The following is a 21,107-nucleotide window of genomic DNA, read 5'->3' on the forward strand; positions in this document are numbered from 1 at the left end:
TGTTTTTTAAGTGATGTTAAAATAATAAGATGTTCATAAAAGGTTGGGTATGGCTTATAAATTTGCGAAATAGTAAGGAGTATAAAATCATTCAATTTTATTTTGGTTATTTGTTTTGGTAATACCAATTTTCTATTGTTTTTATATGGGTTTTGTATTAGAGCTTACTGATACATATCTATATATGATTATAAATAGAGTGATTTTTACGCAAAAAAAAGCCCAGCATATTAATGCTGGGCTTTCTTAGATTAAATATATTAGCTTTTTAACTCGCCTGTAGATGATTCTAAATGGGCTCTAATAAACCACTGAAATTGCTCTAGGTCAGCTAGTTGGCTGGTGATCATATCTTCAGACACCGGATCTAATTCAGAAAGAGTCTCAATTGCTTTGCGGTGATCGCCATTAACGCCGTTGTATACTTTATCAAGTGCGGCTAAATGCTCGGTTACTAACCCTTTACCTACTGAGTATTCGTTCCATGTACGACGATCTACAATTGATTTAGGCGTACCAACAGGCACTCCACCAAGAGTCGCAATTCGCTCTGCAATTGTATCTGTCATTTCGCGCACAATGTCTACTTGTGGGTCTATCATTTCGTGTACGCCAATAAAGTTAGGTCCCACTACGTTCCAGTGAATATGCTTTAAAGTAAGCTGTAAATCTATCAATGCAACCATGCGGTTATCTAGCGTAGCTATTGTTTTTTGAGCTGATTCGTCACTCATACCTGGCGCGGTAAATTTAGTTGTTTTGTTTGATTCGTTATTGTTACTCATAATTTCTCCTACTTAAGTAATGTGTTGCTCATATAATATGTTGCGTTATGAGCATGACTTAAACTTAGTGAAGCAACTGTTATGCCGTAAGCTGATTGTTTTTAAAAGTGATTTAAAAACATGTGGTTATGTTTTTATTTAAGATTTCAGAGGCTGGAGGGGGGATTGGATTTTTGAAAAGCCTGCATACATTTGTAAAATCTGCAGACTTTAATTTAATAACGCTTAAGTGTATTTAAACTTTGGCTATATATTCGTGCGCTTTTAAAACATCGAGCGGCACTATTTCTAATGATTTTTTATTTGTGGCTTCAAGTACCACTGGTGGCGCAACGTTTGCTGAAATAGCATGAAGCCATCTTACTGCACACAAGCACCATTTATCACCGGCTTTTAAACCTTCAAAATCGTAAAGAGGGTTTGGGCTTATTAAGTCGTTACCTTGTGATTTTGAAAATTGTAAAAACTCGTCAGTCATAATTGCACACACACTGTGATTGCCAAGATCTGATTCTGGTACATAACAAAATCCTTCACGTGTGTAGCCACCATTACCGCAACATAGTTTTAAACGTGTGCCAAGTACATTAAATTGATTCGCCATGAAATACCTTAGTTTGTGGTGTTTAATAAATTTACTCTATCAGGAGTAACTCGCTTGAGATAGCTATAAAACTTAAAAGAGGGAAGGGGGTCTACACAAACTTAAGCCCGCAGCAAAATTGCGGGCTTAGTATTATTTATTTAATACGCAGTGCCATACAATCGCTATGGCCGTTTATGATCATGCTTTTATCAACACGTACGCCACCACCAGAGTATTTTCCGGCGGCTGTAAAACTACATATTTGTACAAAGTAGTCATCTACTTTAGGCAGTGCAAATAGTTGTTGGTATATTTGGTCTTGCTCGGCAAAGTGCCCCATTGTTTTTTCTATAACTTGCTGCTGTTTATCAACAAGTTGAATATTAGCACCACAACGTCCTACTATTGGTTTAACTACATAACCGGTTTGTAATAACTCGTCGTTAAGCTCAAACGCGGTATTAAGTAAATATTTATGATTAGGGAATAAGCTCCACAGTATTGGTAAAATAGCCTTGTTACTTGGGATCAATGTCCACAGCGGTTCAAATACCATCACGTTTTTACGCAGCAGTACATCGACTAAGCGTGGCGTTTCACCAATTTTGAATTGTGGTTCAAAGTTATCACCTAATGATTGGTCGGCTTCACATTCTTCACGAATTTGATCAAGTGCGGTTTCCCACGACCACGTTTTCCACACGTAATTCAGTTGTGCGCCATCTGCATCTACTATGTTGCCTGATTCATTCCAGCGAAGTGTGCTTAAGCCAATTACTAACTTACACTCAAAGCCTGCGGCTTCAATAGCTTCTTTCATAAATAATGCGTGGTAATGCTCTTCTGGTTCATCATCTTGCAGAATATGAACAAGACCTTTCACCTCACTTTTACGCCATGCTTTTACGAGATCTTTAAATAAATTTTGGCCTGCATCTACACCTGTTTTAACACCAAAGTGTTTTGCCCATTTACCCTGAACTTTGCCGCTTTCCATGTAACACGATGCCGAATCGCAATTGTATTCGTAAACTTTTAAACCTGCTGCTGTTAAAGCAAAGTCAAACCGACTGGTAATTAATTGGTTTAAGCGGTTATCCCACGATTGGCGAATTTTATTAATCACAACATCGGGTAAATTAAACTTTTTTAATAACTCAGGGTGCTGCAGTACATAGTCGGTTGCATGCATAAATAAGCCATGCAGCTCATTTGTTGCATGCTCAATGCTTTGCTGCGCCGTTTGAGATATCGCAAAGTAATTATGTTGATCCTCAGCTACTGATGTAAGTTTATGGCCTTGCATCATTTCTACGTAGGCAGCTTCATCGTCATTCGCAATATTTAACCATGACTTGTTTGCTTGGCCTGTATCTACTGCTTTATGGGCTTCTATAATAAATAAATCAGTGTTTAGCTCAGACGTTGGCTCAGCATATTCTGTTTCATCAGTTTGTGTCATCCAGCCTAAAATAGTGGCGTCGCTGTAAGAGCACTCAATCCAATAGTCGCCATCTTTAGTTACTTTTGCTTTTAGCTCACGACACCAGCTTTGATCTTTTGGCCATATTTGATGTCCTACATTTTGCTCAGCAAGACGTATTTTATCTTTATGCACTTCAACAACGACAGCAACATGGCCTGTTTCTTCAAACTCGCCGCCTTCCTCCCATATAAGTAAGCTACCTACTTGAGGATGATGTTTTGCACCATTTTTAAACGCGTTTAGTGGCAATCTGTTTTGGCTATTTACATCGCGCACCGAACGCAGCTCAAAAATATCGTAAGCCATAGCAATATCATCAAAAATATAGCTATGGTTGAGATACATCCATCGACGTGCAAATTCAACGCATTGCCATTTATAGCCCATGTAAATGCCATCAAGGTAACTACGATAGGCGCTACGATTAGGATAAATGCTTTCGTCAGCCGTATCATAATCAGATGAGTACACAGCAACATTACCAGGTGCATAACCTAATAAGGTCCCAAAATCACTAGCAGGAGCAGAAGATTTCATAAACAAAGATGTTCAAAATAAAGGTGTGATAATTTGCTGACTATATGAGCGAAACTGCGTTATAGCAAGATATAAAATATGTTTTTACGAAGGGGGATAAGTAAAAAATTACTCATTCATTAAAGAGTGAAAATACGGGAGAGTACTTTTACTAATAGTGTTAGGTTTGGTGCTTTTTTGACTTGTAACTGTTTGAAAATTATTAATATTTTTGAAGTGATTATTATTGTTTAAATCTCAACTAAAAAATGGAGAAGCTATAGGTAACTTCTCCACTTTTATTATTCATATTTAGCGATTTTTATAATATGTAAAGCAGGTTAACGCGCCGCTAAATCATTTCAGCATCTATATGGCGTATTAGGTTTGATACCCAATTAACATATTGGCGGTGAATCTTTTTGCCGTTGTAGTTTAAGTTAATAGAGTCTTTATAGTTGATTGAGTATGCCGTTTTGTCATACGCAATATCGACAGTTAATTGGTGTGTTCGAATATCCAGTACACCTTTTATTTTACCTTCACTCATAGGCGTACACTTCCAACCAAGCTGAATACATGCCTTTAGAATACCCTTTTCTACGTCAGCTTCACTGTTGGTAATTGTTGATGTTTGTGGAATAGGGTTTTGTTCAAAGTCTCTTACTGCAACAGATGTTGAACAACCAGCAAGTACATTAAGTGCTGCCGCTGTAAGTAAAATTGAGTACTTTTTCATAATAATCCTTTGTTTTAATTTCATCCAATTGTGTTGTCTCGCCAATATATGCGCGCTTAGGTGAGATTATCGGTAAATTTATAGATGAGTGCCAGTAGTAATTAGAAAATTAAGAGAGTTAACCGAGATTTATCTCGGGTATTAGCTTTATTTATGAACTAGTTAAAGTTGAATTATTTAAGCTATAGACCAAGGGTTAAAGCAAAATTATGTGTTGAAAGATTTACGTGAGCGATGACATGTTTTGAGGGGAACGCTCTTTCTTTATGTTTTAAATTACTCCTATAGTCGGACTTTAGTTAATTTTTTGTTAAACTATTGCGCTTAGTATGGATTGAAGTCAGGGGGTGTTGCTCCTTGGTGGTTGAATTTGCAGCAGTATGTTTGGTTTTTAGGCAAGGCAGAGCCTACGTAGTGCGGTTATTCCTCATAAATAGGCGATAACGCAGCATAAATACCAAACATGCGCTGCCCAAAGGGTTCTTTCTAGGGACGATTAACTCTTTGTTACTCGGTTTTTACTTAGCCCACTAGGTTACAAACCTCGCGCCGCGATTTAATCGCCCCTAGATTGAACAAATTTCAATCCACAAAGAGCAACACGCCCTAGTTAAAAGTTTTTAAAACAGGAAAAACAATGGAAGACATAATAAACAACATTGATATTAATCAATATTTACCCGCTGCAATTACGTGGGCAACCAACATATTACTGGCGATTGCAATTTTACTTGCGGGCTTATGGTTGGCAGGCAAAGTACGCAATTTAATTATTGGCTTATGCCATAAATACACTCATCTTGATGATACGCTTTTTCGCTTTTTAGGCAGCATGGCTCGCTACATCATATTAGCGTTCGTTATTATTGCTGTATTAAATCGCTTTGGTGTACAAACAGCCTCTATTATTGCTTTGCTAGGTGCTGCGGGGCTTGCTATAGGCTTGGCGTTACAAGGTGCAATGTCGAACCTTGCAGCGGGCGTTATGTTGCTTGTTTTCAGACCTTATAAAGTGAATGACTTTATTGAGGCAGCAGGGCGTTTTGGTAAAGTAACAGAAGTAGATATGTTTACTACTATTTTACAAACGTTCGATAACCAACAGGTTATTATTCCAAATAGTCAAATTTGGGGCGCGCAAATTATAAACCATTCACATCATCGAATTCGTGGTGTGGATATGCATTTTGGTGTTGCATACGGTGAAGATACAACGGCTGTACGTAAAGTTATAGATGCCGTACTTGCAGCGCACCCACACATACTAAAAGATCCAGCTCCTTTTGTTGAAGTAGAAACACTTAACAACAGCTCAGTAGACTTTTTAGTAAGACCTTTTTGTAAGGGCGAGCATTACTTCGATATTCTTTACACTGTGCCAGAGTTAATTAAAAAAGCACTAGATGAAAACAACATCGAAATACCTTTCCCGCATCGTAAAGTTATTTTAGTTAACGAAAGCAAAGATTAACTAAATTTAAACCGATTTAAACTCAAGGGCACTTTTAAAGTACCCTTTTTTTGATCTTGAAAAACTTACAGGGCTCTGTAAGTTTTTCTATTTTTAATAACGCTTAAAACTCCTCTTTTAATCTGTACCCCGCGCTTTCATTGCTCTTATTGTTTGGTCTTTATTTTGCATTTAGCTCTGTTACTTTTGCTGTTAAGCAAACTTTAAAAACTACCCCAATCACTTAAATTGTAATGAAGGATTAGACATGGCTGAATCATTTAAATACGCAGGTAAAAAAGGAAATGGCGGCGAGCTGCGCCAAAGTGCATCAGACGGCTACCCAACAATGACCACAGCGCAAGGTTGCCCTGTGAGCGACGATCAGAATTCGTTAAAAGTAGGCGAACGCGGTCCAGGTTTGATGGAAGATCAGGTGCTGCGCGAAAAGCTTTTCCATTTTGACCACGAGCGTATTCCTGAGCGAGTAGTGCATGCTCGTGGTTACGGGGCACATGGGTACTTTGAAACTTACGACACGCTTGAAGATTTAACCTGTGCAGATATTTTTCAGCGAAAAGGTGAAAAAACCCCAGTATTTACTCGTTTCTCTACAGTTGCAGGTAATAAAGGGTCTCCAGATTTAGCACGTGATGTACGTGGTTTTGCGGTAAAATTTTATACCCAAGAAGGAAACTGGGATTTAGTGGGAAACAATATACCGGTATTCTTTATTCAAGATGCGATGAAGTTTCCTGACTTAGTTCATTCAGCTAAAGCCGAGCCAGACCGTGGTTTCCCCCAAGCGCAAACAGCACATGATAACTTTTGGGACTTTGTGAGCTTGTCGCCTGAGTCAATGCACATGGTTATGTGGGCAATGTCTGATAGAGCTATTCCGCGCTCTTTACGCTTTATGGAAGGTTTTGGTGTTCATACATTTAAATTTATTAATGCCAAAGGTGATGAGAAATTTGTTAAATTTCATTGGAAACCAAAAGGCGGCATGCAATCTGTAGTATGGAACGAAGCACTTAAGCTAAACGGCGCGGACCCTGATTTTCATCGCAGAGACATGTGGGAATCTATTGGCAACGGCGACTACCCAGAGTGGGAGTTAGGGGTACAAGTATTTGATCAGCAATTTGCTGATGAGTTTGAATTTGATGTATTCGATGCCACTAAACTTATACCAGAGGAACAAGTACCAGTACAAATTGTTGGCCGCATGGTGCTTGACCGTGTTGTCGACAACTTTTTTGCAGAAACAGAGCAAGTTGCATTTTGTACACAAAACATTGTACCAGGACTCGATTTCACCCCAGATCCATTACTACAAGGGCGTAATTTTTCATACCTTGATACTCAAACAAAACGCCTTGGTGGACCTAACTTTACGCAAATTCCGGTAAATGCGCCTAAGTGCCCAATGAGGCATTTTCAGCAAGATGGGCACATGGCGATGCAAAATCCTAAAGGACGTGTTAACTACGAACCTAACTCATGGAGCGCAGGCGAAAATAATCCTCGTGAATGCCCTGTGCACGGGTTTAAAAGTTCATCAGAGCAAATGAGTGGGGATAAGCTACGTTATCGTTCAGACACATTCAGCGATCATTACAGTCAAGCTCGTCAGTTTTACTTAAGCCAAACAGAGGTAGAGCAAGCGCATATACAATCTGCGTACGTGTTTGAGCTTTCTAAAGTCGAGCATGTACCAATACGAGAGCGTTTGGTATCGCATTTATTAAATATTGACGAAACCCTCGCAAATAAAGTTGCCGAAGGACTTGGCTTGCAAGAAATGCCAGATCCAGCTGAAGCTGCTATGCCAACACGTAAAGACTTACCTGTATCTGATGCATTAAGTATTTTAAAAAATCCCCCGAATACATTTAAAGGCCGCAAATTAGGTATTTTAGTGAGTGATGGCTTTAATGCAGAAATTTTTGAATCGGTTACCAATACACTTAAAAGTGAAGGTGCAAACTTTGAAATTATTGCCCCACAAGTCGGCGGTGCTAAATGCAGTAAAGGTAAGCACTTTAAAGCTGATCAAGTTATTAATGGTGGTCCATCGGTTTTATACGATGCGGTACTTGTACTCACCACTGAAGAGGGAGCTGAAAAACTAGCAGCTATTGCAGAAGCTAAAGACTTTGTAAGTGATGCGTATGCACATATGAAATACATAGGTTTTACAAGTGAGGCTAAGCCATTATTTAAAGCAGCAGGGCTTGATGACAAAGCAGATGATGGTTGGATTGATTTAGCTACCGTATCGGGCGAGGCATTTATAGAGTCATTACGTAATTTACGTTTTTGGCAGCGCTAAGTATTTATTAGAGCTATTATTTAATTTGTATATTGTTTTAAGGTCAGTCAATCTGACCTTTATTTAAAAACTTTAGTGCTTATTACAGACAGCATTTAAATCAGTTTTAATAACATGGATTCAACAGCGAGGTGATCACTATGTCAGTTTCGGCAATACCAAAAGGGTTTCATTCAGTTACACCTTATTTAATTATGAATGACGCACAAAAAGCGATAGATTTTTATTGTGATGCATTTAGTGCTGAACACGTAATGCAAATGCCTTTACCTGATGGTGGAATAGCCCATGCAGAAATAATAATTGGTGATTCGCATATTATGCTTTCAGATATTGGTTCTGAAGAACATTTAAAAAGCCCAAAAGAACTCGGTGGTACAGCGCTAAGCCTTATGCTTTATGTTGAAGATGTTGATACCGTATTTAAAAAAGCAATTGAGCTTGGTGCAACAGAAATAAGACCCGTACATGACCAATTTTATGGTGATAGGACCGGCACGCTACAGGATCCATTTGGTCATATATGGATCATTGGTACACACAAAGAAGATGTTAGTGACGAAGAGTTAAATAACCGAATAGGAGATATAACAAATCAAGAGCAAGACGCATAACTAGCGTGCTTATTAGATTTTGTCCCTTCCTAAGATATGTTGATGGCTTTAATGGGAGGCCTGTGGCTTTTGCTTCAGCTCATCTAGGTTTTGCCTTGTTATCGAAACCGTTTTCTTACCTCAAAATAGCTCACTTAATTAAGCGAATTGGTATAAATTACTAGTTAAATTTTAGGCATAAAAAAACCTCAGCCAATAATTAGCTGAGGTTCAAAAAGTGGTACCAGCGGCCGGACTCGAACCGGCACTCCTTTCGGAAGGGGATTTTGAATCCCCCATGTCTACCAATTTCATCACGCTGGCATAATTTTTCTTTAATCTTTTAAGCATAAAAAGATAAAGAAAAACCACTTAAAATAAAAAGGATACTTATATACCTCTTATTCTGTATCCGCATTATACAAACAAAAGAGGGGGCGGCAAGCCTTTTCTTTTATTTGCATAAACAACTGGTTGATAATTAATCGTTTATAGCAAGGATACTCCACAGGTAAATTTTTTAAGTCTTTTTGGGCTGATATATAAAGCGAATATTTTGGGTTATGAGTGCTATTAAATTTGTTATGCGATTGAATAAATAAGCAATTGAACTATTGATAATATTTAATCGTATTACAATAATTATTCCTGCTTTATCCCGATGTTGCGATCAATTCAGGTATTATTTGTATAACAAGGTTTTTAAGACATTATATATGACTCAATTAAGTGCCAAACAGAACATTCAATCGATTGTGAAAGCAATTAAGGCAGAGGAAGCATCACTTCGTCAAAAGCACCCGTTACTTGCACATCAAAATACCTTAGGGTTAATTATTTTATTGCTATCGCTTAGCGCATTAATTGGTGTTGGTGTTTTATATTATTTAGCCATCATACCTGCTTGGGTATGCATAGTACTTGCGGCTATTGCTGCATCTATTTCCCATGAGTTAGAACACGACCTTATACATAAACAATATTTTAGTAATCAGCCGTTCATGCATAATTTTATGATGCTAACAGTATGGTTAATGCGACCAAATACTATTAGCCCATGGTACCGACGTAAAATGCATTTACACCATCACAAAACCTCAGGCACACAACAAGACCTAGAAGAACGCTTGGTGGGTAATGGTATTAAAAACCCACTTTTACGTGCGCTAGTTATTGTAGATGGGTTATTAGGGTTAGTTATTTCTACTAAACGTTTTAGAAAAGAAATTAATGGCTTTAGTTTTTCGAGTGTTTTTAATGCGGGGTTTCCGATAGCGACTGCGTATTTTGCTGTTTTATACATCGTTATTGTATTTCATATCGTTGATTTATTTATACCACTTTCGCTAAATTCACCTAGCTGGATACTAAGCATAATGAACGTGTTCGAATTTTTAATGGTTGTGCTCATTGTGCCTAATATTATTCGCTCAAGCTCGCTTAATTTTGTTACCTCAAGCATGCATTACTATGGCGGCGTTAATAACATGCTTGAGCAAACTCATGTACTAACGAGCCGTTTATTTATGCCGTTTCACTTGTTTTGTTTTAACTTTGGTAAAACGCATACTATCCACCATTTTGTGCCAAATCAGCCGTTTTATTTACGTCAAATGCTAAGTGAAAAAATACTTAAAGTAATGGCGCAACACAACGTGCGCTTTAACGATTTTGACAGCATAAAAAATGCTAACGCATTTAAATAATTACCCCCAACATAAGGGGAGGTTCTACATTGCTATTCTTATTTTATAGTTTGAATAGCAATTATGTACCAAGCCTATTACTCGTTAACTTCTTCTATCCACCACCGCGCTTATTAAAACTCACTTTACGTGCGTTGGTTGACCATTCAATGCCATTTTTAAATCAATAAAAACAAAAATGGTAGGCTTAATTAGCGCTAAATCTTCAAACTAAAAATAGATAAAACCAGTGAAAAGTGAAGTGGCCCCCTATAGTTGGGCATCTAGCTTAAATGGGATTGATTATTGTAGAGCCTTCAGTAATAGTGGTTATAGAGCGAACTAATTATGTTCTCAATAATACATAAGGGCTCGTGCTCATCAATATTATAAAACCAATAAATATAATAAGGACAAACAGGATGAAAAAATCACTAATTTCAATAGCGCTGGGCTTTGCTGCCCTTAGTGCGCTCAATGCCAATGCAAACATTGATCAGCAAGTTAAAAAGATAGAGCAACAGGTTATTGATTGGCGACGTGATTTTCATCAAAACCCTGAGCTTGGAAATCGCGAAACCCGCACAGCAGGTATCGTAGCTAAGCACTTAAAGTCGCTGGGTATGGAGGTACAAACGGGGATTGCTTATACAGGCGTTGTGGGGTTATTAAAAGGCGCAAAGCCTGGTCCAACAGTAATGCTACGTGCAGATATGGATGCGCTGCCAGTTACTGAAAAAGCCGATGTTGATTTTAAGTCAACTAAAACCACTAATTACCGTGGTGTAGATGTAGGCATAATGCATGCTTGTGGGCACGACACGCACGTGGCCATGCTTATGGGCGCTGCACAAGTGCTTGCAAACATGAAAGATGAGCTACACGGTAATATTATGTTTGTATTTCAGCCTGCAGAAGAAGGCGCACCAGAGGGGGACGAGGGTGGCGCTGAGCTAATGCTTAAAGAAGGCATATTTGAACAATACAAACCAGAAGCTGCTTTTGGGTTACATATAACATCTAGTTTGCACAGCGGTAAAATTGGTTATAGAAGTGGCCCTGCAATGGCCAGTGCAGACCGATTTGAAATAATTGTACATGGTAAGCAGGCACACGGCTCTGCACCGTGGACTGGGGTTGACCCTATTGCTGCTGCCGCGCAAATAGTAACTGGCGTTAATCATATTGTTAGTCGCCAAATTAACATTACCAAAGAGCCCGCTATTGTCTCGTTTGGAAAAATAGCGGGAGGCGTACGCAATAATATTATTCCTGAAGAAGTAGAAATGGTGGGTACAATTCGTAACTTTGATATGGATAATCGTGCACAAATATTTGAAAAAATAAAAACCACAGCCACGCACATTGCTAAATCGTCAGGTGCTACTGCAGAGGTACACATTCACGAAGGTTATCCGGTAACGATTAATAACCCAGAGCTAACCGCGCAAATGTTACCTAGTCTTAAAAAAGCAGCGGGTAATGAAAACGTAGTTGAAATGGGAAAAATAACCGGCGCAGAAGACTTTTCGTTTTACGCATTAGAAGTGCCGAGTGTATTTGTATTTTTAGGCGGTACACCCAGTGAGCAAGATTTAAATACAGTGGCTAGTAATCACTCCCCTTATTTTTATGCCGACGAATCATCGTTTAAAGTAGGTACTAAGGCGCTTAGTCTATTAGCCGTTGATTATTTAAACGCGCATTAATACCAACTCGCAATAATACATAATCAATTTGAGGGATTAAACCGCACGTTAACTTCGTTAAAAATTTCTCATATAGAACAACTAAATAACGAAATTTTTGCCTTGTTATCGACACGGTTTTCTTACCTCAAAATAGACAACTTAATTAAGCGAATTGGTATCAAAATAATTTAGACGCACCACGTTACGCTATTAGCTTAACGTGGTATTGCTGTTTTATTTAAAACATCGGATCATGTTTGTAGCACTTGCTCAACTTTGAAAAAATCACTCTAAAGAATTAAAAATCTAACCGAACATACAAACAAACCGGCGAGCAATTTTTTATATTTTAAAAATAATGAATCGATATTGCCGGTCTTATATCTCGATTCAATCTTCATAAGCATTAAGGATTTAAATAATGGAAATTACTGGAAGCTGTTACTGTGGTGAAATTAAATACCAAGCAAAGTCTCAAAATAACAATGCACTTGTTTGCCATTGTAGCGATTGCCAACGCATGTCGAGCGGCCCATTTAGAGCCGTTATAATTGCAGAGCCAAACTCGGTCGTGTTTACCCAAGGTGAGCCAAAAGAGTTTGTTAAAACAGCGCAAAGCGGTAACAAGCGTGCGCAAGGTTTTTGTGGCACATGTGGTACAACACTTTATGCAACTAACGAAGCTAAAGCTGACCGTGTATATGGTTTGCGTATTGGTGCGGTTGATCAGCGTGATCAATTTACGCCAACAGCACAAATTTGGTCTAAATCGACGCTTAATTGGCTTAACGAATTACATCAAGTGCCTTCATTTGAAACCACACCACAAAAATAAGGTAAGCCAGATGATGAACTCACTGATAAAAACCGCTTTTTTAGCAAGCACATTAATTACCGGCAGTGCATTTGCAGCTTCGAGTAATGTCGACTTTTTAAATGTAGGCAAAGCTAATCCTAACTTACCATTTTTGCAAATAGTAAAAGCCGGTAATACGCTTTATATGTCGGGGCAAATAGGGATTAACCCTGTAACAGGTAAGTTGGCTAAAGGCGGTTTTGAAGGTGAAACTAAACAAACACTTGAAAATATTAAACGCACTTTAGAGCAACATAACTACAGTATGAGCAATATTGTAAAGTGCACCGTTATGCTTACCAATATTAACGACTTTAAAGCATTTAATGCCATTTACACCCAGTATTTTAGTGCGCCGTATCCTGCACGTAGTGCTTTTGCAGTTAAGGCGTTAGCCCTTGATTCTTTGGTAGAAGTTGAATGTATTGGTGCTGTTTAGTTGATACTCAGCAGTATTACTTCTAAAAAGTAATACTGCTTTTGAAATTTTTTATACAAAAAGGCTGTCTATTTGAGTAGTTACATAACAGAGGAAATATTATGTGTAGTTCACCCAAAAGCAGCCGAGCAGTTAAAAAAACAGCCATTAGTTTTAATGATGAGCTTACTCAAGAGCAGCGCTTGCGTTTTGCTGCAAAAGCTAATTTAGCGCAAGAGCGCCGTGAACAGCGTGAAGCAACTAATAAACGCTATGAGCAAAAACACACGAGCAACAAAACTTCGTCTGGTTTATTTTCGTGGTTACAGCAGCTAGTTAGCTGATTTAGCTAAAGTGGTGTTTTTACCACTGCCTAAACCACATAATGCACACAGTACTCCGGCAATAGCGCACAGCCATAATGGCGCACTCCAACTTCCCGTAGTCGTGTGTAATGCACCAGCGAGCATAGGACCAATAGCCGCGAGTAAATAACCTACGCTTTGCGACATACCTGAAAGCGACGCTGCTTGTTGCGAATCGTCAGTTCGCAAACTAATAAACGACAACCCCAGTATAAAACATGCACCAGAGCAAAAACCCAGCATTAAGGTCCACACAAAGGCATAGTTAGGCATGTAAAGCAGCCCCAATGCACTGAGTGCACTCAGCATGGCCAAAATAAAGCTAAGCGCGCTTTGATCTTTTAATTTGGCAAGTAACGGAATTAATATTAAACCCGGTAATGCAGTCGCTATTTGAAAAGCACCATGATAAGCACCTGCTTGCGTGGCACTTTGGTCTGTTTCGATTAATATGCTAGGTAACCACGTAATAATTATATAATTTAAAAATGAGTTTAAGCCCAGCAGTAGGGTAATTTGCCATGCTAGTAAATAGCGCCATACACTTTTTGACGTGTCAGCGTGTTGAGCAATACTCGCGGGTTTTGTGTGCTTACTTAATTGCGACATCCATACAATAATACTCGCCAGAGTAATAAGAGCTGATGAGCCCAGCGCAAGTTGCCATCCTAATCCGTTTAACTGACTAAGCGGAAATACCAAAGTGGAAAACCCACCCGATACCACGCCCATAGTAAGCACGTAGGCTGAGGTCATTAACGCAACCTTTGCAGGAAAGTCGCGCTTAATTAAACTTGGTAATAATACGTTTGCAATGGCAATGCCCACACCAATAATAGCGGTGCCTACAAAAAGCATGGCTGAGGTATTTATTACCCGCGCTGCAACCCCTGCAAGTATAAATAACAAAGCTACAAACAAGGTGCGCTCTAACCCTTGCTTTTTAGCAAGAGTTGCGGCCATTGGCGATACAATAGCAAAGGCAATGAGTGGCAATGTTGTTAAAAACCCGGCTTGAGATGCGCTAAGCCCAAAGTGATTAATAATTTGTTCAAGCACAGGTGCAATACCTGTAAATGTGGCGCGTAAATTTGCGGCAATAAGTAATATGCCAAGCACAAGTAATATGCCAGCAAAGCGTGATTTAGGTGTGTTATTTAACAAAAGGGCAGACCATTAAAGCTAATACTTAATGGGCGCTAGTATAAAGGCTTAGCAAAAACTATAATTTAGAGATAATGACATTAAATAACTAAAAACAGACAAAACTATGTTTGATGCAATTGGTTGGGACGACATTAAAAATTTTGAAACTATGGCGCAGCCCATAATAGCCAAAATAGAGCATGCCCATGCCAGTCACGAAATACCACTGCACACCCATCCAAAAGGGCAATTAATTTTAGCGCTGCACGGTTATGTAACATGTGAAGTGTCGGCAAAAATGTGGATGGTGCCCACGCACAGTGCAATTTGGATCCCAGCACAAAAGGTGCATAGTAATAGGGCGTCTGATAACGCGCAGCTTTGTCATTTATTTATTGATAGTAGTAAAAACGGTATGCCGCTAAATACCTGTACGTTAGCCATTACGCCGTTGGTTAAAGAGCTAATGTGCGAGTTGGCTGGGCATAATCAGCACTATACTTTAAATAGTAAAACATCGCGTTTAGCGCAGGTGTTGTTTGATCAACTTATTGAAATGCCCGTACAGCCACTGGATTTTGTATTATCTAAAAATGAGGTAATTCAAACTATGAGCGATCAGCTCATAAACAAGCCAAACAATCGAAAAACACTACCACAATGGGCTAAGCAGTTTGCATTAACTGAGCGCACATTAGCGCGGTTAATTAAAAAAGAAACAGGTATGACATTTGGAAAGTGGCGTACGCAATTGCATATAATTACAGCCTTAAAAGCGCTTTCAGATAAGCAAAGTGTGCAGCAGGTGTCGGAGTTATTAGGGTATGAGTCGGTTAGTGCGTTTATTACTATGTTTAAAAAGGTGATGAAAAAGTCGCCCATGAAATACATGAGCGACTTAAATCAGCTAAATTAGCTTAGCCCTTAAATAAGTTTAGCCCTTAAATAAACATTACCACGTGTAAGTTGCCGAAAGCATCGCGTTACGTGGTTTGCCAGGAAAGTACCTGTCGCCGGTGAAACTGGTGTAATCGGCGCGCTCTGCATAAGCCTCATCAGTTAAGTTAATAATACGGGCAAGCACTTCAAGGTTATTAGTAACTTGCCACTGTGCGCGTAGGCTTAAAACATCATGCCCTTGGTATTTATTTAAGTTTTCTGGGTCGGTGTAGTAGTTACCAACGCGATGCCATTGCAAAGCAAGTTGCGTATTACTGAGTGCTTGCCATGTTAAATCGAGATTAGCAATATTACGCGGCGCGGTATCTATGTCGTTGCCGTTTATATTTAAACCGTTAAGTATTTGGTTGTTAGTATAAGTATGCTTTGCGTGTGTGCCTGCAAAGTTAAGTGCAAGCGACTTAGTGAGCTGGTAGTCAAGTTCAAGCTCAATACCACGATGGCGAGAGCTGCCATTATTTACCGTAAAAAAGTCGCTATCGCGGTAAATCGTATTGTGTTTACTCATAGCGTAAACAGACACGCCATAACGTAGCTTTTCGTAAATCCCTTTAATACCCAGCTCTGCATTATTGGCTATTTCGGCGCTTAAATTTGCAGTGGTTTGCTCGCGTTGTAATTGGTATAGCTCAGCGGCTTGTGGGGCGCGGTAACCGCGAGAAAAGTTTGCATAAAGCGTGTTATTTGTATTGTATTGATAACTCAACCCAAGCTTTGGCGATAAATTACTAAAGCTATTTTTAGCACTCGCTGGGCGGCTGTATCGGCAGCCACCAAACCCGCATTCTGTGCCATCGTCTTTTGTTCTACCTGCTAGCATATTATTGGTATAGTCGTACTGCATATGCTCGTAGCGCACACCTGCGGTAAGTAACCATTTATTTAATTGCCAATCAAGTGATGCAAAAGGGGCATAAAGCGTGGCGTTTACATCGTAATCGTAATGTTTGCCTTGTGGCACTGTCGCGACTAAAAATGCAGAGCCTTGCGTTGGCTCGTTTTGGCTTTGAGTAAAGTCGGCTTGCGTGTATTCGCCATCAAGCCCTAGGTTTACTTTTACATTACTTTGTAAATTATGCTGATAAAGCGATTGCACACCAAAGCCGGTTTGACTGTTTTTTTCAAGCGGTGTGCCGGGTAAAAAGTGCTTAAAAAAGTCCATGCTTTGGTCGCGAAAATATAACGTAGTAGAGAGCACATCATCGTTATTTAATTGCCATGTTGCATTGCTCCATGCTCTAAATGCGCGTGCTTTTCTAAATGCGTCTGGGTCAAAGTTTTTTTGCGAGAGGTCTTCGTTTTTATAGCTTTCAAAGCCCGTAATAAATCCCGCAGTTTGCTGATCTAGGTTTGTGTAAGTAAGCCCAGAGGTAAGTAATAAATTATTATTTGAATAGCGATGGCGAATGTTAACTTTTTGTTGCTCTACGCTTTCGTCGTCGCGGTAACCGCTATCATTGGTAACACTTGCGTTAATGCCTATGCCGCTGTTGCCGTAATCTTGTCCTGCACGTAATTTGTAGCGAGTATAACCGTACGAGCCATAATCTAAACCAACTAAACCACCGCCTTGAGTAGTGTCGGGCGTTATTACATTAATAACACCATGCACAGCATTTGAGCCATAAAGTGCAGAGCCAGGGCCTTTTAATACTTCAATACGCTGCGCCATTTCGCTGTGCGCCTCAAATAGCTCGTTTATATTACAAAACCCAGCGGCTCTCAGTGGTATGCCATCTTCTAAGGTTAATATGCCACCACAAGCGCCTGCGCCCGAAAGCACTTGTGAGCGAAGCGCGGGTAAATACTCTTGGCCATTTCCGCGTTGAATATTAGCACCCGCTACACGTTGCAGAGCTTCTTCAATATGGGTAGGCGCTATGCTATTTAGCTGCGCTTGCGTTAGTGTACTTATTGATAAAGGGAGTGGTGTCGATAGCGCTTCAATACGTGATGCCGTAGTTGTTATGGTTTCTATTGCATCGTTGTTTTGATTATCGGCAAACGCAGTGTGGCTAAAGGGTAATAACAGCGGCAAAAAATAAGGTTTCATACATTCCTTGAAAGTAATCTATATTGCATTGCTTCTATAATATGCGGTTTTTATGTGCATTTAAACTTGTTGCGTTAAAGCGTACGTAGCCTATAAACCCGATACGTAATTGATAAAACAAAACAAGCCACAGCAGGAAACACCAAAGCCAGCACTAAGTAATGCTCAAATAAAACAAAACCGGTTATACCGCCTAGTAAAAAGCCTGCAATAATGAGTAAAAACATAACCCCTTTACGAGTATCAAATTGCTCACCTTTAAGAGCTTTACCTAGCATTAAACCAAGGTCAGTAAAAATACCGGTTAAATGTGTCGTACGTATAACAGCACCACTGTAATTAGTGGCTAGCGCATTTTGTAGCCCACACGCAGCAGACGTTAAAACAATGCCGTAAACGAATGTGTTTTTGAGTAAATAAGCACTCGCAAGTAGTAGCAATCCTTCAATAAAAAGCAAAGTGTCGTAATGACGACCAAGTTTTAATGAGCCACCAGAGAGTAAAAATCCCGACAGTGCCGAACCCAACATAAAGCTAATAATTATTGAAAGTAGCAATAAGGCAGTGCTGGGGTTAGTTATTACTTTAATACCAAGTAAAGTAACAGAGCCAGATACATGCGAAATAGCCTGGTGCTCAAATCCTAATAAGCCTACAGCGTTTACTACGCCCGCTATAAATGCGAGCGTAAACGCGCCATATTCAACCCACTTTGGTAGTTTTGTAAACATTGGTTATCTCTTAACGTGTGCAGTGTTAATTATTGAGTTTGTGCTTTAAAACGTTTTATTTGCTCATCAACTAATTTTGTATCAATTACGCCACGCTTAAAAGCAATGTAAGTAGGAAGCGTAAACTCATTGAACTGCCTAGCGTATATATTTTTATATTCTTTTGAGTACCACAAACCCGCTTGATAGTTAGTTATTGCGTATTCAACACGTTTTTTTTCTAGTAGCTCAAAAGTGTCTTTAGTTGAAAGTGAACGAAGTAGATTATTCTCATCAAGGTTATACTTTTTAGCAATAACCTCAGGCAAAGCAACGCCGCGCAGCATCGCTATTGGGGTATTTGATAAATGGTTTGTGAGTAGCTTATCTTTGTTTAAAGTAAATAAGCCATACTTAGTAGTGTGCAAGGGCACGCTTGTAAAATCTAAATACTTTGCACGTTCCTCTGTATTGGCCAAAGAGAAATAGCAGTCGTAATAACCCAGCGCCATTTCTTTTTTAACGCGCGCCCATGGCAAGTGCACAACATCAATTTTAAGATTTAAATTACGCTCAATAAACGTTAAATATTCAATATCTAAACCCGTGAACGTATCGCTTTTCTCATCAAATATAGTAAAAGGCGGGTAGTGGGTTGTTACGCACCGCAGGGTTTTACTTGGCGCTGCAAGTAATAACGAAGGTAAAGTTAAAGCTAAAAACAGAAATATTGCGCGCATAAATATAAATTCGATATCTTTTAAAGTACATAACTTGAACGCCAATTATACAGTTACTGAGCTTAATTGCATTGATCTAAGTATTTTTACCTAGCGTATAAGTTAAATTTTGTGAGATATACCATGTTTAACGCAGAGCAGCAGTCACGCATTATCGAAATGGCGTGGGAAGATAGAACCCCCTACGAGGCTATAGAGCAGCTATACGGATTAAAGTATCCGCAGCTGGTGGTTTTTATGCGAGACAATGTTTCAAAAGGCAGTTTTAAAGTATGGCGTAAGCGCCATGCAGGTCGTAAAACAAAACATTTAAAATTACGCGATCCAGCTATTATGCGAAGCCATTGTAAAACACAATATAAACAGCGTTAAATAAGTGTAAGTTGTTTCATATGATGTTCAGCCGTGTTTGTTAACCTTTAGCTATTAATTACGCTAGAGATTATTTATGAGAGCACTAACATACACAACACTAATAGCATTGGCTTTATGTTCAATAAGCGCAGACGCAAAACCGCATAAAGATAAGCATGGTCATAAACACGGCCATAAAAAGCATCATTCACATAAGCATAATGACAATGACTACCTTTCTAAAAAAGAGGCTAAGCAGTTAATTCGCGCAGGTTGGACGCCACCAGGGCTAAGTAAAAGCTATCACCGAGGTGACTTTTTAGATCGTGATTTATACAAACGAGGTAGAGTGATTGAACGCTCTAGAGATAATGGTACAGTGAGTATTGAAATAGACCGTACAGTTATTCATATGGTGCACGATACCCGAGAAATACTTTCAATTTTAAGTCGCTAAATTAACGTTATAAGGATATTAAAATGCTCATTGCGCTGGCTATAATTATTGGCTTTTTTTTACTGGTTACCTTATTACCTATGTCGTACAGCCAGCATTACTTAGTGCGTAGCTGCGATTTTGTGCGCTTACAGGTATTTTATATTGCCAGTTTTGCAGCCGTTACTTCGTTGTTTTTATTATGGCAAAGTAGCGCAATGGGTTACGTATTTATAGCCTTAACCTCATTACTTATAATGATTTTACAAGGTAAATGGATTTACCCGTATACGTGGCTTGCTAAAAAAGAAGTGCAAAGCGCACCTAAGCATATAGATCATAGTATAAGGATTATGTCGGCAAATGTACTTATGTCGAACCATAAAAGTGAGCAGTTAATTAGCCTTGTTGATGAGCATCAACCCGACCTACTTATTACGCTTGAGAGCGATAGCTGGTGGGAAAATAAATTATCAGTCATTAAAAAAAATTACCCGTACTACATAGAATGCCCTAAAGACAATCGTTATGGCATGCACTTATACAGCAAGTTTAAAATACTCGATGCACAAATATGTGAGCTTATAGAAGAAGATATTCCTTCAATTCATATTCTGTTTGAAAACGATGAAGGCCTGCAAATGCAAGGGCACTTTATTCACCCCGCACCGCCAAGCCCGACCGAAGAAGACTCATCGCGTCCGCGCGACTCAGAGCTAATAATGGTGGCTAAAGCACTTAAAAACCCAACACGACCTACCATAGTTGCCGGTGATTTAAACGATGTAGCATGGTCGCGTAGCACGCGTTTGTTTATGCAAATAAGTGGCTTTTTAGACCCTCGAAAAGGCCGTGGTTTTTATAATACCTTTCATGCAGGCTACTTTTTTATGCGTTGGCCGCTCGATCACTTATTTCACAGCGAAGGATTTAAAGTAAAACGTATTAAGCGCTTAGCTAAGTATGGCTCTGATCACTTTGCGTTGCTCACTGAGCTTTCTTACGAAAACGCTAATCAGCAATCATTAGAAGATAAATCCGATGAACTTAAGCAAGAAGAAATTCAAGAGCTTGCTATGAGTAAAGCTGATAAGCGAAAGGTGCCGAGGTTTGAGGAAAAGTTATAGCTATTAGGCAGTGTAGGTCGGATAAGTGGCGAAGCCATGCCATCCGACAAAAATAATGAATTGGCTAGCAACAACA

20 protein-coding genes and 1 tRNA gene are annotated in these 21,107 nt (G+C 39.2%); 12 read left to right on the top strand and 9 right to left on the bottom strand.

Annotation, left to right across the window (positions count from 1 at the left end; translation table 11 throughout):
- Nucleotides 1–260: 260 nt before the first annotated feature.
- The 4 genes from dps to CXF76_RS13165 form a co-directional block, all read right to left on the bottom strand.
- Complete coding sequence (gene dps, locus CXF76_RS13150; protein ID WP_010553097.1) at nucleotides 261–785, bottom strand: DNA starvation/stationary phase protection protein Dps; 525 nt, start codon at nucleotides 783–785, stop codon at nucleotides 261–263.
- A gap of 235 nt (nucleotides 786–1,020) precedes the next feature.
- Entirely contained in the window at nucleotides 1,021–1,389 is a 369-nt protein-coding gene (locus CXF76_RS13155) for a DUF2237 family protein (RefSeq protein WP_007581464.1), read from the bottom strand.
- A 136-nt stretch (nucleotides 1,390–1,525) separates the two neighbouring features.
- Complete coding sequence (gss, locus tag CXF76_RS13160) at nucleotides 1,526–3,394, bottom strand: bifunctional glutathionylspermidine amidase/synthase (RefSeq protein WP_101163906.1); 1,869 nt, start codon at nucleotides 3,392–3,394, stop codon at nucleotides 1,526–1,528.
- A 331-nt stretch (nucleotides 3,395–3,725) separates the two neighbouring features.
- Nucleotides 3,726–4,112, bottom strand: coding sequence for a hypothetical protein (locus CXF76_RS13165; RefSeq protein WP_101163907.1), 387 nt, complete (start codon nucleotides 4,110–4,112; stop codon nucleotides 3,726–3,728).
- 637 nt (nucleotides 4,113–4,749) lie between these two features.
- Between CXF76_RS13165 and CXF76_RS13170 the strand changes: the two genes are divergently transcribed.
- From CXF76_RS13170 to CXF76_RS13180, 3 genes are all read left to right on the top strand, one after another.
- Entirely contained in the window at nucleotides 4,750–5,583 is an 834-nt protein-coding gene (locus tag CXF76_RS13170) for a mechanosensitive ion channel family protein (RefSeq protein WP_101163908.1), read from the top strand.
- A 247-nt stretch (nucleotides 5,584–5,830) separates the two neighbouring features.
- Complete coding sequence (locus CXF76_RS13175; protein ID WP_101163909.1) at nucleotides 5,831–7,897, top strand: catalase; 2,067 nt, start codon at nucleotides 5,831–5,833, stop codon at nucleotides 7,895–7,897.
- 140 nt (nucleotides 7,898–8,037) lie between these two features.
- A complete protein-coding gene (locus tag CXF76_RS13180) occupies nucleotides 8,038–8,511 on the top strand; it encodes a VOC family protein (RefSeq protein ID WP_101163910.1) in 474 nt (157 codons plus the stop codon).
- A 218-nt stretch (nucleotides 8,512–8,729) separates the two neighbouring features.
- Here the strand turns inward: CXF76_RS13180 and CXF76_RS13185 are convergent.
- Nucleotides 8,730–8,814 (bottom strand) — tRNA-Leu (locus tag CXF76_RS13185).
- A 392-nt stretch (nucleotides 8,815–9,206) separates the two neighbouring features.
- Between CXF76_RS13185 and CXF76_RS13190 the strand changes: the two genes are divergently transcribed.
- From CXF76_RS13190 to CXF76_RS13210, 5 genes are all read left to right on the top strand, one after another.
- Nucleotides 9,207–10,196, top strand: a complete 990-nt coding sequence (locus CXF76_RS13190; protein ID WP_101163911.1) for a fatty acid desaturase — start codon at nucleotides 9,207–9,209, stop codon at nucleotides 10,194–10,196.
- 401 nt (nucleotides 10,197–10,597) lie between these two features.
- Nucleotides 10,598–11,884 (top strand): M20 family metallopeptidase, encoded by a 1,287-nt coding sequence (locus CXF76_RS13195; protein WP_101163912.1) that lies wholly within the window; start codon nucleotides 10,598–10,600, stop codon nucleotides 11,882–11,884.
- 403 nt (nucleotides 11,885–12,287) lie between these two features.
- Nucleotides 12,288–12,701, top strand: coding sequence for a GFA family protein (locus tag CXF76_RS13200; RefSeq protein WP_010553118.1), 414 nt, complete (start codon nucleotides 12,288–12,290; stop codon nucleotides 12,699–12,701).
- Nucleotides 12,702–12,711: 10 nt separating this feature from the next.
- A complete protein-coding gene (locus tag CXF76_RS13205) occupies nucleotides 12,712–13,161 on the top strand; it encodes a RidA family protein (protein ID WP_232785121.1) in 450 nt (149 codons plus the stop codon).
- A gap of 101 nt (nucleotides 13,162–13,262) precedes the next feature.
- Nucleotides 13,263–13,484 carry a hypothetical protein gene (locus CXF76_RS13210; RefSeq protein ID WP_007581505.1) on the top strand — a complete coding sequence of 74 codons (222 nt, stop codon included), beginning with the start codon at nucleotides 13,263–13,265 and terminating at the stop codon, nucleotides 13,482–13,484.
- On the opposite strand, the gene CXF76_RS13215 is transcribed toward CXF76_RS13210, so the two are convergent.
- The gene (locus tag CXF76_RS13215; RefSeq protein WP_101163914.1) at nucleotides 13,473–14,669 is read right to left on the bottom strand and encodes an MFS transporter; all 1,197 of its coding nucleotides are present in this window, start codon (nucleotides 14,667–14,669) and stop codon (nucleotides 13,473–13,475) included. The genes CXF76_RS13210 and CXF76_RS13215 overlap by 12 nt on opposite strands.
- A 106-nt stretch (nucleotides 14,670–14,775) precedes the next feature.
- Here CXF76_RS13215 and CXF76_RS13220 point away from each other — a divergent pair, with 106 nt between their 5' ends.
- Entirely contained in the window at nucleotides 14,776–15,567 is a 792-nt protein-coding gene (locus tag CXF76_RS13220) for an AraC family transcriptional regulator (RefSeq protein WP_024608940.1), read from the top strand.
- A 36-nt stretch (nucleotides 15,568–15,603) separates the two neighbouring features.
- Here CXF76_RS13220 and CXF76_RS13225 read toward each other — a convergent pair whose 3' ends face one another.
- From CXF76_RS13225 to CXF76_RS13235, 3 genes are all read right to left on the bottom strand, one after another.
- A complete protein-coding gene (locus tag CXF76_RS13225; protein ID WP_101163915.1) occupies nucleotides 15,604–17,664 on the bottom strand; it encodes a TonB-dependent receptor in 2,061 nt (686 codons plus the stop codon).
- 74 nt (nucleotides 17,665–17,738) lie between these two features.
- The gene (locus CXF76_RS13230; RefSeq protein WP_024590264.1) at nucleotides 17,739–18,395 is read right to left on the bottom strand and encodes a YoaK family protein; all 657 of its coding nucleotides are present in this window, start codon (nucleotides 18,393–18,395) and stop codon (nucleotides 17,739–17,741) included.
- A 29-nt stretch (nucleotides 18,396–18,424) separates the two neighbouring features.
- Complete coding sequence (locus CXF76_RS13235) at nucleotides 18,425–19,114, bottom strand: substrate-binding periplasmic protein (RefSeq protein WP_101163916.1); 690 nt, start codon at nucleotides 19,112–19,114, stop codon at nucleotides 18,425–18,427.
- Between the two features lie 123 nt (nucleotides 19,115–19,237).
- On the opposite strand from CXF76_RS13235, the gene CXF76_RS13240 reads away from it, so the two are divergent.
- The 3 genes from CXF76_RS13240 to CXF76_RS13250 all read left to right on the top strand — a co-directional run bounded on the left by CXF76_RS13240 (nucleotide 19,238) and on the right by CXF76_RS13250 (nucleotide 21,031).
- Nucleotides 19,238–19,486 (top strand): TIGR03643 family protein, encoded by a 249-nt coding sequence (locus CXF76_RS13240; RefSeq protein WP_007581511.1) that lies wholly within the window; start codon nucleotides 19,238–19,240, stop codon nucleotides 19,484–19,486.
- Between the two features lie 76 nt (nucleotides 19,487–19,562).
- The gene (locus CXF76_RS13245; protein WP_024590266.1) at nucleotides 19,563–19,925 is read left to right on the top strand and encodes a hypothetical protein; all 363 of its coding nucleotides are present in this window, start codon (nucleotides 19,563–19,565) and stop codon (nucleotides 19,923–19,925) included.
- A 23-nt stretch (nucleotides 19,926–19,948) separates the two neighbouring features.
- Nucleotides 19,949–21,031 carry an endonuclease/exonuclease/phosphatase family protein gene (locus CXF76_RS13250; protein WP_101163917.1) on the top strand — a complete coding sequence of 361 codons (1,083 nt, stop codon included), beginning with the start codon at nucleotides 19,949–19,951 and terminating at the stop codon, nucleotides 21,029–21,031.
- Nucleotides 21,032–21,107: the final 76 nt, after the last annotated feature.

It is taken from the genome of Pseudoalteromonas sp. 78C3 (assembly GCF_002836695.1).
In the GTDB taxonomy this organism is placed as follows: Bacteria; Pseudomonadota; Gammaproteobacteria; order Enterobacterales; family Alteromonadaceae; genus Pseudoalteromonas; species Pseudoalteromonas arctica.

Bases quoted from the DNA above. Each gene is read 5' to 3' on its own strand.
- CXF76_RS13190 (WP_101163911.1), top strand. From the start codon at position 9,207: ATGACTCAATTAAGTGCCAAACAGAACATTCAATCGATTGTGAAAGCA.
- CXF76_RS13205 (WP_232785121.1), top strand. From the start codon at position 12,712: ATGATGAACTCACTGATAAAAACCGCTTTTTTAGCAAGCACATTAATT.
- CXF76_RS13235 (WP_101163916.1), bottom strand. From the start codon at position 19,114: ATGCGCGCAATATTTCTGTTTTTAGCTTTAACTTTACCTTCGTTATTA.
- dps (WP_010553097.1), bottom strand. From the start codon at position 785: ATGAGTAACAATAACGAATCAAACAAAACAACTAAATTTACCGCGCCA.
- CXF76_RS13155 (WP_007581464.1), bottom strand. From the start codon at position 1,389: ATGGCGAATCAATTTAATGTACTTGGCACACGTTTAAAACTATGTTGC.
- CXF76_RS13195 (WP_101163912.1), top strand. From the start codon at position 10,598: ATGAAAAAATCACTAATTTCAATAGCGCTGGGCTTTGCTGCCCTTAGT.
- CXF76_RS13210 (WP_007581505.1), top strand. From the start codon at position 13,263: ATGTGTAGTTCACCCAAAAGCAGCCGAGCAGTTAAAAAAACAGCCATT.
- CXF76_RS13165 (WP_101163907.1), bottom strand. From the start codon at position 4,112: ATGAAAAAGTACTCAATTTTACTTACAGCGGCAGCACTTAATGTACTT.
- CXF76_RS13175 (WP_101163909.1), top strand. From the start codon at position 5,831: ATGGCTGAATCATTTAAATACGCAGGTAAAAAAGGAAATGGCGGCGAG.
- CXF76_RS13170 (WP_101163908.1), top strand. From the start codon at position 4,750: ATGGAAGACATAATAAACAACATTGATATTAATCAATATTTACCCGCT.
- CXF76_RS13230 (WP_024590264.1), bottom strand. From the start codon at position 18,395: ATGTTTACAAAACTACCAAAGTGGGTTGAATATGGCGCGTTTACGCTC.
- CXF76_RS13240 (WP_007581511.1), top strand. From the start codon at position 19,238: ATGTTTAACGCAGAGCAGCAGTCACGCATTATCGAAATGGCGTGGGAA.
- CXF76_RS13225 (WP_101163915.1), bottom strand. From the start codon at position 17,664: ATGAAACCTTATTTTTTGCCGCTGTTATTACCCTTTAGCCACACTGCG.
- CXF76_RS13245 (WP_024590266.1), top strand. From the start codon at position 19,563: ATGAGAGCACTAACATACACAACACTAATAGCATTGGCTTTATGTTCA.
- CXF76_RS13250 (WP_101163917.1), top strand. From the start codon at position 19,949: ATGCTCATTGCGCTGGCTATAATTATTGGCTTTTTTTTACTGGTTACC.
- CXF76_RS13220 (WP_024608940.1), top strand. From the start codon at position 14,776: ATGTTTGATGCAATTGGTTGGGACGACATTAAAAATTTTGAAACTATG.
- gss (WP_101163906.1), bottom strand. From the start codon at position 3,394: ATGAAATCTTCTGCTCCTGCTAGTGATTTTGGGACCTTATTAGGTTAT.
- CXF76_RS13200 (WP_010553118.1), top strand. From the start codon at position 12,288: ATGGAAATTACTGGAAGCTGTTACTGTGGTGAAATTAAATACCAAGCA.
- CXF76_RS13180 (WP_101163910.1), top strand. From the start codon at position 8,038: ATGTCAGTTTCGGCAATACCAAAAGGGTTTCATTCAGTTACACCTTAT.